Annotated in this window: 13 protein-coding genes; 1 reads left to right on the top strand and 12 read right to left on the bottom strand. The window is 65.6% G+C overall.

Features of this window, described 5'->3' with window-relative positions; all coding sequences use genetic code 11:
- Positions 1-51 precede the first annotated feature (51 nt).
- The 9 genes from LE197_RS32170 to LE197_RS32130 form a co-directional block, all read right to left on the bottom strand.
- Positions 52-870 carry a phosphoglycolate phosphatase gene (locus LE197_RS32170; protein WP_042929841.1) on the bottom strand — a complete coding sequence of 273 codons (819 nt, stop codon included), beginning with the start codon at positions 868-870 and terminating at the stop codon, positions 52-54.
- Positions 870-1544 carry a ribulose-phosphate 3-epimerase gene (rpe, locus tag LE197_RS32165; RefSeq protein WP_003085122.1) on the bottom strand — a complete coding sequence of 225 codons (675 nt, stop codon included), beginning with the start codon at positions 1542-1544 and terminating at the stop codon, positions 870-872. The genes LE197_RS32170 and rpe overlap by 1 nt, the downstream gene beginning before the upstream one ends.
- Positions 1545-1667: 123 nt before the next feature.
- Entirely contained in the window at positions 1668-2498 is an 831-nt protein-coding gene (locus LE197_RS32160; protein WP_003099535.1) for an ABC transporter permease, read from the bottom strand.
- 105 nt (positions 2499-2603) lie between these two features.
- Entirely contained in the window at positions 2604-3851 is a 1248-nt protein-coding gene (locus LE197_RS32155; RefSeq protein WP_003109044.1) for an ABC transporter permease, read from the bottom strand.
- 114 nt (positions 3852-3965) lie between these two features.
- Complete coding sequence (locus LE197_RS32150; protein ID WP_019682040.1) at positions 3966-5012, bottom strand: ABC transporter substrate-binding protein; 1047 nt, start codon at positions 5010-5012, stop codon at positions 3966-3968.
- Positions 5013-5067: 55 nt separating this feature from the next.
- Entirely contained in the window at positions 5068-6177 is a 1110-nt protein-coding gene (locus tag LE197_RS32145) for an ABC transporter ATP-binding protein (RefSeq protein ID WP_003085109.1), read from the bottom strand.
- Positions 6178-6410: 233 nt separating this feature from the next.
- Positions 6411-7445, bottom strand: a complete 1035-nt coding sequence (locus LE197_RS32140; protein ID WP_003085106.1) for a polyamine ABC transporter substrate-binding protein — start codon at positions 7443-7445, stop codon at positions 6411-6413.
- Between the two features lie 128 nt (positions 7446-7573).
- Entirely contained in the window at positions 7574-8206 is a 633-nt protein-coding gene (locus tag LE197_RS32135) for a response regulator transcription factor (RefSeq protein ID WP_003085103.1), read from the bottom strand.
- A 45-nt stretch (positions 8207-8251) separates the two neighbouring features.
- Entirely contained in the window at positions 8252-10645 is a 2394-nt protein-coding gene (locus tag LE197_RS32130) for a PAS domain S-box protein (RefSeq protein WP_009875783.1), read from the bottom strand.
- Positions 10646-10796: 151 nt separating this feature from the next.
- On the opposite strand from LE197_RS32130, the gene LE197_RS32125 reads away from it, so the two are divergent.
- The gene (locus LE197_RS32125; RefSeq protein WP_012613533.1) at positions 10797-11858 is read left to right on the top strand and encodes an alpha/beta hydrolase family protein; all 1062 of its coding nucleotides are present in this window, start codon (positions 10797-10799) and stop codon (positions 11856-11858) included.
- On the opposite strand, the gene LE197_RS32120 is transcribed toward LE197_RS32125, so the two are convergent.
- From LE197_RS32120 to LE197_RS32110, 3 genes are read right to left on the bottom strand one after another with little or no spacing between them, the layout of a single operon-like run.
- On the bottom strand, positions 11859-12617 hold the full coding sequence (locus LE197_RS32120) for a DnaJ domain-containing protein (RefSeq protein WP_003099547.1): 759 nt from the start codon (positions 12615-12617) through the stop codon (positions 11859-11861).
- Position 12618: 1 nt separating this feature from the next.
- Positions 12619-13293: an N-acetylmuramate alpha-1-phosphate uridylyltransferase MurU gene (murU, locus tag LE197_RS32115; RefSeq protein WP_003099549.1), complete on the bottom strand. Its 675-nt coding sequence runs from the start codon at positions 13291-13293 to the stop codon at positions 12619-12621.
- Positions 13290-14306, bottom strand: a complete 1017-nt coding sequence (locus LE197_RS32110; RefSeq protein WP_003099554.1) for an aminoglycoside phosphotransferase family protein — start codon at positions 14304-14306, stop codon at positions 13290-13292. Before LE197_RS32110 ends, murU begins: the two co-directional genes overlap by 4 nt.
- Between the last annotated feature and the right edge of the window lie 943 nt (positions 14307-15249).

Below are 15249 nucleotides of genomic sequence, written 5' to 3'. Positions count from 1 at the left end.
GAACGGTCAACAGAGTGCAAACGCGCGCCGGCTATCCGGCGGAGGATGATGTCAGGCGCGCCAGCGCCAACGCGCCAGGGCCTTGATGACCTTCATCCAGAGTTTGCTGACCGCCACGGCTTGATCTCGCTGGTCGGAGGGGGAAAGGGAGTCGTCCGGCAACACTATCTCAGCGGCCTGGTCGGCGCAAGGCAGCAGGTCGCGCAGGTTGTCGATGACCAGGGTGGGCGCTTCCTCGGCGATCGGCCGGCCGTGGTTGTAGCCATAGGTCAGCGCCGCGCAGCGCACGCCGGCAGCTTTGGCGGCGAGCACGTCGTTGCGCGAGTCACCGACGAACAACGCATCTTCGGGCTCGATGCCGGCCATCTTCATCACGAACAGCAGCGCCGCCGGGTCGGGCTTCTGCTGCGGCAGGGTGTCACCGCCGATGATCCAGCGAAAATAGCGACCCAGCTTCATCTCATCCAGCAGCGGAGCGACGAAGCGCTCCGGCTTGTTGGTGATCAGCGCCATTTCCACGCCGTTGCGCTTGAGCCACTTGAGGGTGTCGACGACGCCGGGGTAGACCTCGGTGAGCGCATGACTGTCGGCATAGGCCTCCATGAACAACGCCAGCGCGGCTTCGGTTTCCTCCTCACCGATGTCGTCGTGCTCGATGCTTCCGGCCAGGGCGCGACGCACCAGGACGCGTGCGCCGTTACCGATCCACTGGCGGACCTTCTCGATGCCCGCCGGCGGCCGCCCGAGGCTGGCGAGCATGCTGTCGACCGCGGCGGTGAGGTCGGGAACGGAATCGACCAGCGTGCCATCCAGGTCGAACATCACCAGACGCGGCAGGCGCGTGGCGAAGAACGGCTCCGCAGCGCTCATTACTGGTGCGCCTGGGCCAGTTCGGCATGCATGGCGCGGATGACCTCGGCGTAGTCCGGGGCGTTGAAGATGGCCGAGCCGGCGACGAAGGTATCGGCGCCCGCCGCGGCGATCTCACGGATGTTCTTGACGTTGACGCCGCCATCGATCTCCAGGCGGATCTCGCGACCGGAGGCATCGATCAGGGCGCGTGCCTCGCGCAACTTGTCGAGGGTACCGGGGATGAATTTCTGCCCGCCGAAGCCGGGGTTGACGCTCATCAGCAGGACCATGTCGACCTTGTCCATCACGTACTTCAGCACCTCCAGCGGAGTGGCCGGGTTGAACACCAGGCCCGCCTTGCAACCGCCGTCGCGGATCAGTTGCAGGGAACGGTCGATGTGCTGGGAAGCTTCCGGATGGAAGGTGATGTAGGTGGCGCCAGCTTCGATGAAGTCGCCGATGATGCGATCCACCGGGGATACCATCAGGTGCACGTCGATCGGCGCGCTCACGCCGTACTTGCGCAGCGCCGAGCAGACCATCGGGCCGATGGTCAGGTTCGGCACGTAGTGGTTGTCCATCACGTCGAAGTGAACGATGTCGGCACCGGCGGCGAGCACCTTGTCCACGTCCTCGCCCAGGCGGGCGAAATCGGCGGAAAGGATCGACGGAGCGATGGCGAAGGGTTGCATGGCGCACCTCAAAGGGGATCACGGAAGGCGCGCATTGTAGCCGTTATCGGTTTTTGGCGGTGAAAATGACGACTTTTCGCCGCAGCAGCCGACGCCCGGACCAAGCCGGGCGCGCCCTGCGCCTCAGCCGCCGGGTTGTGCGGTACGCATCTTCTCGCTGCGCCCGCGCAGCCATTCCAGGGTCAGCAACAGCAGTACGGAGAAACCGATCAGCAAGGTCGCCGCGGCGGCAATGGTGGGGCTCAGGTTCTCGCGAATGCCGCTGAACATCTGCCGCGGCAGGGTGGCCTGCTCGGGACCGGCGAGGAAGAGGGTCACTACCACTTCGTCGAACGAGGTGGCGAAGGCGAACAGCGCGCCGGAAATCACTCCCGGAGCGATCAGCGGCAGGGTCACCCGGAAGAAGGTGGTCAGCGGTGGCGCGCCGAGGCTGGCGGCGGCGCGCACCAGATTGTAGTTGAACCCCTGCAGGGTCGCGGAGACGGTGATGATCACGAACGGCACGCCGAGCACCGCATGCACCACGATCAGCGACAGGTAGCTGTTGCCGAGCCCCAGCGGAGCAAAGAACAGGTAGCTGGCCACTCCGATGATCACCACCGGCACCACCATCGGCGAAATCATCAGGCTCATCACCAGTGCCTTGCCGCGGAACTCGCCGCGGGTCAGGCCGATCGCTGCCAGAGTGCCGAAGACCATTGCCAGCAGGGTCGCCGCCGGAGCGACGATCATGCTGTTGGTCAACGAGCGCATCCACTCGGCGGACTGGAAGAAGTCGGCGTACCAGCGCAGGGAGAACCCTTGCAGCGGGTAGACCAGGAAGGTGCCGGAGTTGAACGACAGCGGCACGATGACCAGCACCGGCAGTACCAGGAACAGCAGTACCAGGCCGCAGAGGATGCGCAGGGAGTAGAACCACAGGCGCTCGACCGGGGACATGTAGGGACTCAGCATGACTCGCTCTCCAATGTGTTTCGTGCGGATCCCCCTCTCCCCGCCCTCCGGGCAACCTTTTTTCCGAAGGCAGAGGGGAATCGGTTGGCCTTCTCGGAAGGCCCTCTATCCCAGGCGCAGGCGGCTGGCGCCCACCAGCCAGCTGTAGACGACGTAGAGCACCAGGGTGGCGAGCAGGAGCAGGCCGCCGAGGGCGGTGGCCATGCCCCAGTTGATGGTGCTGTTGGTATAGAAGGCGACGAAGTAGCTGACCATCTGGTCGTTCGGGCTGCCCAGCAGCGCCGGGGTGATGTAGTAGCCGATGGACAGGATGAACACCAGCAGGCAACCGGCGCCGACGCCCGCGACGGTCTGTGGGAAATACACCCGCCAGAAGCTGGCGAACGGGTGGCAGCCGAGGGAAATCGCGGCGCGCATGTAGCTCGGCGAAATGCCTTTCATCACGCTGTAGATCGGCAGGATCATGAACGGCAGCATGATGTGCACCATCGCGATGTATACGCCGGTGCGGTTGAACACCAGTTGCAGCGGCTGGTCGATCAGGCCGAGCTTGAGCAGCGCGCCGTTGATCAGGCCACCCGATTGCAGCAGGACGATCCAGGCAGCGACACGTACCAGGATCGAGGTCCAGAATGGCAGCAGGACCAGGATCATCAGCAGGTTGCTCTTGCGCGTCGGCAGGTTGGCCAGCAGGTAGGCCAGCGGGTAGGCCAGCAGCAGGCAGATGACGGTGATCACCGCACCCATCCAGAAGGTGCGGGCGAAGATGTCCAGGTAGATGGCCTGGTCCGGGGTGGCGCGCGCCACTTCGCCGAGATCGTCGATCCGGTGGTCGAGGGCTGCGAGCAGGTAATAGGGCGTATAGCTGCTGGCGTTGCGGCGGATCACCTGCCAGTAGGCGGGGTCGCCCCAGCGCTCGTCGAGCTGCTCCATGGCGTCCTTGTAGGAAGCGGGCTCCTCCTTGAACGGCAGCTTGCGCGCGGTCTTCGCCATCAGGCTGCGATAACCGGCCAGTTCCATGTTCAGGCGCTTGGAGAGATCGCCGATGGTCTGGTTGCGACGAGCCTCGGCGAGATCCTGGCTGAGCGCCTTGTAGACGGCGTCGGCCGGCAGCGACTTGCCGTCCCAGGCGGAGATGGCTTCTACCGTCAGCGGCAACGAGCGAACCACTTCCGGGTTGGACACGCTCTTGTAGAGCAGGGCGGCGATCGGCACCAGGAAGGTCAGGACCAGGAAGGCCAGCAGGGGCAGGATCAGCGCCTGGGACTTCAGGCGGTTCATCCGCTCGGCGCGCGCCAGGCGTTGCTTGAGGGTGCTGCCGGCGGCCTGGGACATGGGCACAGCTGTGGCCATAGCGAACTCCGGAAAAAAAGCGGGCCGTCGGGGGCGACCCTGGAAAGTGTGGAACGGTAGGAGGTGCCGCCGCGCGGCGGCCCCTCCGGCCCTCTCTGGAGGGTCAGGCGAGGATTACCTGGCCGCCCAGGCGTTGAAGCGCTGTTCCAGTTGTTCGCCGTAGTCGGCCCAGAAGGTCACGTCCATTGCCACCTGGTTCTGGATGTTTTCCGGAGTGGTCGGCATGTCCTTCAGCAGGACCTTGTCCAGCAGCGGCACCGCCTGCTTGTTGGCCGGACCGTAGGCGATGTTTTCCGAGTAAGTCTTCTGCTGCTGGGGCTGCACCGAGAAGGCGATGAACTTCAGGGTCTCTTCCCGTTTCTTCGCCCCCTTCGGGATGGCCCAGGCGTCGAAATCGTAGATGCCGCCGTTCCATACCACCTTCAGGTTGCTTTCCTTCTGCACCGCGGCGATCCGACCGTTGTAGGCAGAACTCATCACCACATCGCCGGAAGCCAGGTACTGCGGCGGCTGGGCGCCCGCCTCCCACCACTGGATGCTCGACTTGATCTCGTCGAGCTTCTTGAAGGCACGATCCTGGCCTTCCTTGGTGGCGAGCACGCCGTAGACGTCCTTCGGCGCCACGCCATCGGCCATCAGGGCGAATTCGAGGGTGTACTTGGCGCCCTTGCGCAGGCCGCGCTTGCCGGGGAATTTCTTGATGTCCCAGAAGTCCGCCCAACTGGTCGGCGCGCTTTTCAGCTTGTCGGCGTTGTAGGCGAGCACCGTGGACCAGACGAAGAAACCCACGCCGCACGGTTGGATGGCGCCGGGCACGAAGTCCTCGGTCTTACCGAACTGCGCCGGGTCGAGTTCCTCGAACAGGCCTTCGTCGCAGCCGCGCGACAGCTCCGGCGACTCCACTTCCACCAGGTCCCAGGACACGCTGTTGGTATCGACCATGGCCTTGACCTTGGCCATCTCGCCGTTGTATTCGCCGGCGACGATCCTGTTGCCGGTGGCTTTCTGGTAGGGCTCGTAGAACGCCTTGATCTGGGCGCTCTTGTTGGCCCCGCCGAAGGACACCACGGTCAGGTCCACCGCCATGGCCTGGGCCGCGCAGGCCAGGCCGGCCGCCAGGGTGGCGAACTTCAGGCTGGCCGCTTTCAGGGATTTCGACATTATTGTTCTCTCCACAGTGCAGGGTTGCTTCGGTACGGTTCGGGACTGCCGGCGCTCACGCCGCCGGCAGAGGGTCGAGCGCCCTCACATGCTCGACCTGCCAGCCCAGCGGAACCACATCACCGACGCTCAGCGTCGGGTCCAGCTCGGCGATCGGCTGCTTGACGAAGAAGTCGTCGCGGCCGCAGACCTCCAGGCGCACACGCACGTGGTCGCCCAGGTAGACGAATTCGGCCACGCGGCCGGAGAAACGGTTGACGCAAGACTCGCTGGCACCGTTCAGGCGCACCCGCTCGGGGCGGATCGACAAGGTCACCGGCTCGCCCGGCTGGCCGACGTTGACCGCCAGCGCCTCGACCTTCTCGCCGCGCGGCAGCCCGACCACGCAGCGCTCGCCGTCGCAACTGAGAAGCTGCCCGGATAGACGGTTGTTCTCGCCGATGAAGTTGGCCACGAAGGTGTTGCGCGGCTGCTCGTAGAGATTGCGCGGCGGCTCGATCTGCTGGATTTCGCCCTGGTGGAACACCGCCACCCGGTCGGACATGGTCAGCGCCTCGCCCTGGTCGTGGGTGACGTAGACCACGGTGACGCCGAGGCGCTGGTGCAGATGCTTGATTTCCATCTGCATGTGCTCGCGAAGTTGCTTGTCCAGCGCTCCCAGGGGCTCGTCCATCAGCACCAGTTGCGGCTCGAAGACCAGCGCGCGGGCCAGCGCCACGCGCTGCTGCTGGCCACCGGAAAGCTGCGCCGGATAACGCCCGGCGAAGGCGTCGAGCTGGACCATCGACAACGCGCGCTTGACCCTTTCCTTCACGTCGGTCTTGCTCATGCCACGGACGCTGAGGGGAAAGGCCAGGTTCTCGGCCACGGTCATGTGCGGGAACAGCGCATAGTTCTGGAACACCATGCCGATGTCGCGCTTGTGCGGAGGGACATTGTTGATCGAGCGTCCGGCCAGGAGGATTTCGCCGGCGGTGGGGGTTTCGAAACCGGCCAGCATCATCAGGCTGGTGGTCTTGCCGGACCCGGAGGGGCCGAGCAGGGTGAGGAATTCGCCCTTGCGAATGTCCAGGTTGAGATCCTTCACGATGAGGGTCTCGCCGTCGTAGCTTTTCTGCACGCCACGGAAGCTGACCAGCACATCGCCGCCTTGAGTCTCGGCCATAACCGCACCTTTGTTCGTTTTATGGATGCTGTGCGAACAGCCTAGAGAACCCGGCGCAGGACGCAAATCGGCCGGCAAGAGAGTTTTCTATCAGGGGAAAGGAAAGCTCTTTGTAGGAATCGCCCTACAAAAAAGATGCCCCCCGGAATGGGCCAGACCGCTCTGGGAAGGGGCTTTCGAGAAGGGCAAAGGTTTGCGCGCCAGCGCTCTCCGGCTGGCGCGCAACGGCCTCCTCAGCGCTTGGCCCAGTTCTGGAAACGCTGCTCCAGGGCCTCGCCGTGCTCCGCCCAGAAGGCCACGTTCATACCCACCGCGTTCTGCATGTTCTGCGGTGCGGTCGGCAGGTTGGCAGCCACTTGCGGATCGAGCAGGCCTACCGCCTTGCGGTTGGCCGGGCCGTAGGCGATGTTCTCGGCGAAAGCCTTCTGCTGCTCCGGCTGGCTGGCGAAACGGATGAACTCCTCGGCCAACTGCTTCTTCCAAACCCCGACCGGCAGCGCCCAGAAGTCGAAATCGTAGACGCCGCCGCTCCAGACCATTGCCAGGCGCTGCTTCTCGGCCTGCGCCGCGGCGATCCGCCCGTTGTAGGCCGAACTCATCACCACCGTGCCATCAGCCAGGTCGCGCACAGGGTCCTGCCCGGACTTCCACCAATGGATATAGGGCTTCAGCTCGTCGAGCTTGCGGAACGCCCGCTCGACACCGGCGGGCGTCGCCAGCGTCTGGTAGACGTCCTTCGGCGCCACGCCATCGGCCATCAGGGCGAACTCCAGGCTGTACTTGGCGCCCCAGCGCAGGCCGCGCTTGCCGGGAAACTTCTTCACGTCCCAGAAATCCGCCCAGCCCTGCGGGCTGCCCGCAACCTTGCCGGGGTTGTAGGCAAGCAGCGTGGTCCAGACGAAGATGCCGACTCCGCAGGGCTGCACCGCGCCGGGAACGAAATCCGCGGGATCGCCGACCTTCGCCATGTCCAGCTTCTCGAACAGACCTTCCTCGCAACCGCGCGCCAGCTCCGGCGCCTCGACTTCCACCACGTCCCAGGAGACGTGGCTGATCTCCACCATGCGCTTGAGCTTGGCCAGGTCGCCATTGTAGGAGCCATGCACCACGCGATTGCCGGTGGCGCTCTTGAAGGGTTTGTAGAACGCGGTTTCCTGGGCTTCCTTGTTGGCGCCGCCGAAGGAAATCACGGTCACGTATTCCGCCCACGCGGGCGCGGTAACTCCGAGAAGGGCGCACAACAGGCCCGTCCTCATGGCTGGCAACATCGTTTCTTCTCCTTATCGTGTTGGCCGGCAAGCATCATTCCCTGCCGCGCGGAAGCCAGGTAGACAGCAGATCGCGAAAACCGGACCTGGCGCACAAGCCGCGAGCAAAACCTGGGCGAACGCCCCTGTCAGAGCAGGCGGTGCTCCATCGCGTAGCGCACCAGGTCGGCTACCGAATGCGCGTTGAGCTTCTGCATCAGGCGTGCCTTGTGGGTACTGATGGTCTTGTTGCTGACCGCCAGTTGCTGGGCGATCTCGTTGACGTTGGCGCCCTGCACCAGCCGCTCGAACACCGAGAACTCGCGCTCGGAAAGCAGCGCATGGGGCGGACGCGAATCGGTCAGGCCGACCTCGAAGACCATCCGATCGGCAAGGTCCGGGTCGATGTAGCGTCCGCCGCCGGCGACCCTGCGGATCGCGGTGAGCAGCAATGCCGGATCGCTGTCCTTGGTGGCATAGCCGGCAGCACCTATCTTCAGGGCGCGGGCGGCCATCTGCGCCTCGTCGTGCATCGACAACACCAGGATCGCCGGCGGCTCGTTCAGCGCGCGAATCCGCGGAATCGCCTCGAGGCCATTGACGCCGGGCATGGAGATATCCAGCAGGACCACCTCGCAAGGCGTTCCGCGCAGGGTTTCCAGCAACTGCTCGCCATTGGTGGCCTCGCCGACCACCTGCAGGTCCTTGGCCATGCCAATCAGTTGCTTGATGCCTTCCCTGACGATCGTGTGGTCTTCAGCGACCAGGACTCGGATCACCACTCTTTGCTGCCTCACGCTGTTCCGCCTTGCCGGCGGTTGTTCTTGTCACGGGCCCGCGACGCCCAGCGGAATCCTCACGCTGAGCGTGGTGCCCTCGCCGGGGGCACTGTCGATGTCCAGCGTACCGCCCATCATCAGCACCCGCTCGCGCATGCCGACCAGGCCGAAGGAACTGCCACGCCCCACCGTGGCAACATCGAACCCGCGACCGTCGTCGCTGACGCTCAGGCACAGCTCGTCGCCCTCGCGCAGCAGACGCAGTTGCACAGTATGCGCCTCGGCATGCCGCATGACATTGGTCAACGCCTCCTGGAGGATGCGGAACAGGCCGATAGCCTTGGCGTCGACCAACTGCGGCGAGTTCTCCGGCACCTCCACCAGGCAGGGAATTTGCGTGCGCGCCTCGAAGCGCCGCGCCTGCCACTCCACCGCCGAGCCGATTCCGGCGTCGAGGATCGGCGGGCGCAGTGCGGTAGCCACGTCGCGCACCAGCTGGAACAACTGGGCGATCAGCTTTTTCATGTTGCCCAGGCGTTCGCGCAGGCCCTCCTGGGCATCGGCATAGGCCAGCTCGCACATCGAGGTTTCCAGCTTCAGCACCGTCAGCACCTGGCCCAGCTCATCATGGACCTCGCGGGCGATACGCGCCTTCTCCTCCTCCCGCACCGACTCCAGGTGCGCCGACAGCTCGCGGAGCTGGGCGCGCGACTCGCCGAGTTCGAGTTCGATCTGCTTGTTCGCGGTGATGTCCCAGACCACCCCGTCCCAGACCGCGCGACCATCCTCGAAACAGCGCGCCGAAGCCTTGATGTCGGCCCAGCGCAATTCGCCCTGGCGGGTGAGGATGCGGCCCTGCCAATGCCAGTCGCGATTCTCGTCGAGGGCAGCCATCTGGCTCGACCAGTAGCGCTCGCGGTCGTCGGGATGGACCAGGCCACGAATGCCGCGGCCGCTCTCGATCAGTTCGCGAGCGCTGTAGCCGACCAGCGCCTCGCTGCCCTCGCTGATATAGGCGAAGTCGGAAAACGCGCCGGCCCGCGGGCGCTCCAGGCGGAAGACCATGCCCGGCACGTTGGAGGCGATGCCCTTCATCCGCGCCTCGCTTTCCTGCAATGCCTCGCGGGCACGGCGGCGCTCGGTGACGTCGCTGAGGAACACCACCAGATACTCGGACGTGCCGAAGCGCAGGAAGCTAAGCGAGACGTCGGCCGGCAGCCAACTGCCGTCGGCGCGCAGGCAGCGGGTCTCGAAGCTGAGCGGGCCCTCCTCGCTATTGCGCGCACGACGCCATAGATTCAACCAGCGGTCCATGTCCAGGCCGGGCTCGAAGTCGGCCAGCGGACGGTCCACGAGTTGGCCGTCGGCATGGCCGAGCATCTGTTCGGCGGCGCGGTTGGCGTAGCGTACGCGGCTGTCCCAGTTGACCCAGAGGATGCCCAGGGTGCTGTTGTCGATGGAGAACTGGGTCAGGCGCAGCGCCTCCTCGGCCGCCTGGCGCAGCTCCAGGTCGCGGCGGGCGCCGTACAGCCGGGCTTCCAGCGCATGCTGCTGGCGCCGCTGGAGGAACACCGCCGCCAGCGCGCCGGCCAGCAGCAGGCCGAGGAGGATCGACAGGTTCTGCCAGAACCCCGGCGACTCGCCGAGGCGCGGATACTTGGGTTGCAACCAGCGCTCGTGCAACTGGTCCAGGGACTTGCGCGGCAGCGAGCGCAACGCCTGGTCGACCACCATCGCCAGTTCCGGCCAGTCGCGACGGGTCGCCACCCGTAGCAGTTGCGGGTAGCCGATGTCGCCAACCACCGCTAGCTCGGCGAACTCCGGCTCGCGAGTCAGGCGGCTGAGTTGCGCTTCGTCGATCACCGCGTAGCGTGCCTGTCCGGCGAGCACGGCGCGCAGCACCTCGCGTTCGGAATCGGCCGCCCCCCATTGCAGGCCGCTATAGGTGCTGCTGAGGTAGTCGGCTACCGAACTGCCGGCCCGCACGGCAACCCGGGTATCGCGCTCCAGTTGCTCCAATTCGACGCTGCCGCTGCCATCGCGCTTCCCCACCACCAGCCGGGAAACCCGCAGGTAGGGATCGGAGAACAGCCACAAGCGCAGCCCGGCTGGGGTCTGGCTGAGGCCGGGAGCGATATCCACGCGCCCAGCGCGCAGGGCATCGTCGAGCGCCGCCTGGTCGGGATAGCCCTGCCACCGCAAGGTCACCTGCATTGCCGTGGCCAGCCAGCCCATCAGCTCCACGTTGGCCCCGGAATACTGTTGCAGGCGGCGGTCGTACTGGGCATAGGGCGCTTCGGTGACCACCCCGACGCGCAATTCCCGATGCTCCGCCAGCCAGGTCCGTAGCTCCGCCGTCAGCGGCAAGGCGACCGACTCCTCCGCTCGCACGGGCAGGCTCAACAGCAGACAGAAGAAGAGCAGACAGCAACGACGCAACATGCCGGCGACACTCCACGGAATACACCGCAACGGAAGGAAAAGCGGGCATACCTTACCGCGAGCGCGACCGGCGAACCATGCGAAGGCTCGGCCTGACAAAGAAGTGCTCTGGGTTTAGGCTGCCTTCTGGATTGTCTATCGGGAATTTCCAATGCCGGCCTTCTCTCTACTGCCGAAGCCCTCCGCCCTGCTGCCGCTGCTATTGGCCGCCGCTTTCCTGCCGCCGGCTTTCGTTCATGCCGAAGAGGAGGCCGCCAAGGACCAGCCGCCGGCCCCCGTGGAACGCCCGGCGGTCAGCGAGCGCAGCCAGGACGAGGCCAAGGGGCTGGAGCGCCAGTTGCCGGAGGACGGCCAGCAGATCCTCAAGGCCGGCGACGAAAGCTTCCTCACCCTCTGGTTGCCAGCCAACACCGCCGAGGCCGAAGGTGTAGTGATCCTGGTTCCCGGTGATGGCGAAAGTCCGGACTGGCCGCAAGCCATCGGCCCGCTAAGGCGCAAACTGCCGGATGCCGGCTGGCAGACCCTGAGCCTGGCCCTGCCCGACCCGCAGAGCACCGCGCCGGTTACCCGCCCCGCGGAATCCGCTGCCAGCGCCAGCGCCGACAAGGACGCCAGCGCCGCGGACAGCGCAAGCAAGCCTGACGTGAAAGGAGAAAGCGGCAACGCGCCGGCGCCGGAAAGCACCGCCCAAGCCGGCAGCGGCGAACCGGCGCAGAGCGAGGACCAGGCCCCTCCCCCAGCCATCGATCCGGTCGAGCAGCGCAAGGCGCACGCCGAACGGGTCATGGCGCGCCTGCAGGCGAGCATCGACCTGGCCCTGCAGCACGAACCGAAAAGCGTCGTCCTGCTCGGTCATGGCACGGGCGCCTATTGGGCGGCACGCTACCTGGCGGAGAAGGAGCCTGCGGAAATCCACAACCTGCTGCTGGTTGCCGCGGAGGTACCGCGCGATTTTCGCCCGGCGCTGGAAGATATGGTGCCGAAGCTGAAACTGGCGACCGGCGACTTCTATTACCGCGACGCCCGCGCCGACCGCGAGGCGGCCAGGCTGCGCATGCAGGCCGGCAAGCGGCAGAAACACCCGGCCTACGTACAAATCGCGATGCAGGCGCTACCGGCCGACCCCAAGGCGGAGCAGGAGCAACTGTACCGACGAATCCGCGGCTGGCTCAGCCTTCACCTGCAGGCCGATGCGCAGAAACCTGCGGAGTGATCAGCGGAACCCCTCACGCTCTCGGACCAGGGCGTAGGCCGCCTGCAATTCACGGGTTTTCTCGGTAGCCGCACGCACGCGCTCGACGCTGGCGCCGGCTCCCGCCAGTTTGTCCGGATGGTGCTGGCTGATCAGCTTGCGATAGGCGCGTTTGATCAGCGCCGGCTCGCTTCCGGCCTCCACGCCGAGCAGCAGCAGGGCCTCACGGTAGCTATCCCGGGCGACAGCGCGCGTCCGCTTCGGCATGACCCGCGCCGACAAGCGTTCCGTTCGCTCCGCCGACCAACCCAGCCAGCGCCCCCATTGCAACACCAGTTGTCGCGCCGACTGGCTGAGCACGCCGCCAGCCCAGGCCATCCGCCAGCAGGCGAGCAATACTGCCTCCGCACGTTCGCCCTTCAGACGCGCGACCTCCGCCTGCAGATGGGCGATGCCGGCCTTGCCCTTGCCGAAGGACGCGATGGCACGCCGCTGGGCTCGCCTATCGAGCTTGCGCAACGCCATCTCCTCGCGCGCCTGGCGGATATGCATCTCCTCCACCCGCCCGCCGCTCTTGGCCAGATAGCCGAGCAACTGGAACAGCAGGTCGTCCTCATCGTTCACCGCCCGCCCGCGCAAGCGCGCCAGCAGGCCGCGCCAGGACTCCAGGCGCAACCTGCGGTCCAGCAGTTGCCCCAGCAAGCCGCCGAGCAGGGCGCCGGGGATGCTGGCCAGGGCCCAGCCGGCTCCGGCTCCGATCAGCGTAGCGGGCCAGAGCATCTCAGGCGTGCTCCGCCAGCAATCGCTCGACTTCCGCCAGGCGCTCGTGGGTACCGACGTCGACCCACTGCCCACGATGGTGTTCGCCGCTGACCCGCCCCGCGGCGATGGCCTTGCGCAATAGCGGCGCCAGCTTGAAGGCGCCCGGCTGGCAGCCCTCGAACAGCGCGGGATGCAGTACGGCGATCCCGCTGTAGGTCAGGTTGCCGCCCGCTTCGCGGGTCTCGCCCACCCGTCCGCCGGCATCCAGGTGGAAATCGCCGGCGGGATGGTGCGCCGGGTTGTCGACCAGCACCAGATGCGCCAGGTCGCCGTCGGCAAGATGCAGCCGAGAGTAGTCGAAGTCGCTCCAGACATCGCCGTTGAGCAACAGGAACGGCTGCTCGCCGAGCAACGGCAGGGCGCGGAAGATTCCGCCACCGGTTTCCAGCGGTTCACCCTCCGGGGAATAGGCGATCCGCCCGCCCAGGCGCGAACCGTCGCCGAGATAGGCCTCGATCTGCTCGCCAAGCCAGGCATGGTTGATCACCCAGTCGTCGACTCCGGCCTGGCGCAGCGCCAGCAACTGACGCTCGATCAATGGCACGCCGGCGGCCTCGATCAGCGGCTTGGGCGTGTGCAGGGTGGTCGGCCGCATGCGCTCGCCACGCCCGGCGGCGAGGATCATCGCCTTCATGCCTCGGCTCCCTGCGGCAGCGAGGCCAGCAGCTCGCCCAGTTCGGCCAGCTCGGGACGGCGCGCCACGGCGGTTTCCAGATAACGGAAGAAGCGCGGCACGTCACCCAGGTAGCGCGGCTTGCCGTCGCGGTGACAGATACGGGCGAAGATGCCAATCACCTTCAGGTGGCGCTGCACGCCCATCAGGTCGCTGGCACGGAGGAAGTCTTCGAAGCTTGGCGGCAGCGGGATGCCGGCCCAGGTCGCCTTCTTCCAGTAACGGTTCAGCGCGGCATGCACGCGCGGCTCCGGCCAACTGACGAAGGCGTCCTTGTACAGGCAGGTGACATCGTAGGTGACCGGGCCGTGCAGGGCGTCCTGGAAGTCGAGGACGCCCGGGTTGGGCTCGCTGAGCATCAGATTGCGCGGCATATAGTCGCGATGGACGAACACCCGCGGTTGCTCCAGCGCGCTGCGTACCAGCAGGTCGCAGATCCGTTTCCAGCGGGCCAGCGTCTCGCCCTCCAGCTCCACGCCGAGGTGGCGGGCCAGGTACCAGTCGGGGAACAGCTGCAGCTCGCGGCGCAGCACCGCTTCGTCGTAGGCAGGCAGGACACCGGCGACATCGACCTTCTGGAAGGCGATCAGCGCATCCAGGGCCGGTTCGAACAGCTCGTCGGCATTCCCGGGATGAAGCACGTCGAGGTAGGTCTGCCGGCCCAGGTCACTGAGCAGCAGGAAACCGTTCTCCAGATCCTGGGCGAGAATCCTCGGCACATGCACGCCGGCTCCGGCGAGCAGTCCGGCGACCTTGACGAACGGTCGGCAGTCTTCCTGGGGCGGCGGCGCGTCCATCACCACCAGGCTGCGGTCCCCTCCCTGCCAGCGGAAATAACGACGGAAGCTGGCGTCGCTACTGGCCGGGATCAGTTCGGCGGGGGGCACTTCCCCCCAACCTTCGGCAACGAACAACTCGGGCAAACAAGAGTCCAACCAGCGATTCAGCTGCTGGAAACGGGCATCATCAGACATTTACGGGGTTCTCCACGGCCCTAGCCGTTGCGCAGGTCATGCTTTATTATCCAGCATCTTGTGCGACACGCGTAGCGTGTCTCCGACTCCAAGCTGTAGGGCCAGCTTGGAGGATTTCCGAGAGGAAATCGCACGCTTGGGTATCCATCCCCAGGAACCAAAACCCACCCAGAAGTCCATTGCCTTCAAGGACTTGCCGCAGCGGCGGTGGCAACCCCAAGGTCGCCTAGCACTCGGAAGCGCGACTGCGAACCGGCTCTTTTCGGTTCTGGAGTGCATGCCCAATGGAGGGTGTTATGAATGAGATGAGCCAAGATACCTTCGGCATAATCATGCTCACCGGTTTGCTTCTCGTCTGTTTAGGGATGGCAGCCTGGGCGGATTGGCCGAGGATCAAAAGCTACCTCAAACGACCGCCCTCCAAGCACTAACCCCGGCCCTTGTGGCCTAACCCTTGCGGGAGAGAATCCCCGCTGGGGTTCCTCCTGCCTCAAAACAGGAGGAAACCTTCCCCGAGAGCACGCTGCGCCCGCAGTACCTGCTCACATCAAACTGGAGACATGGGCGGAAGCTCTGTCTGTCATTGTCCAACCACGCCCATCAGGGTGCGGTAGCGGACTCGTTGTGCGACCAACGGTAGCCTACGACGACGTGCATCGCTGGTAACGGCGTTGTGCGAAGCTCGTCCGACAACGTAGCCCCCTATCCAGGGTGCAGTCCTTCCGCGAGGCAGACTGCAGATGCTCGGAGCAGTACCGGGTTGAGGCACCAGGCTGGCTGGTATGGGCAACACATGTGAATCGCTGATAAACACCGTAAGGATAGCCATGCCAAAACTGCTGTCAGGCATGAACCAAAAGGTATGTGGTCGGTTATCTCCGTGGGATGTGGGGATACGTCGCCTTCAAGACCACCGGTGAAAAGGCGAGTCCTAACCCAGTCG

The organism is Pseudomonas sp. PS1(2021), assembly GCF_020405165.1.
Classification (GTDB): domain Bacteria; phylum Pseudomonadota; class Gammaproteobacteria; order Pseudomonadales; family Pseudomonadaceae; genus Pseudomonas; species Pseudomonas aeruginosa.
The sequence above is the reverse complement of the archived record's forward strand: the minus strand, read 5'-3'. Positions and strand labels throughout refer to the sequence as shown.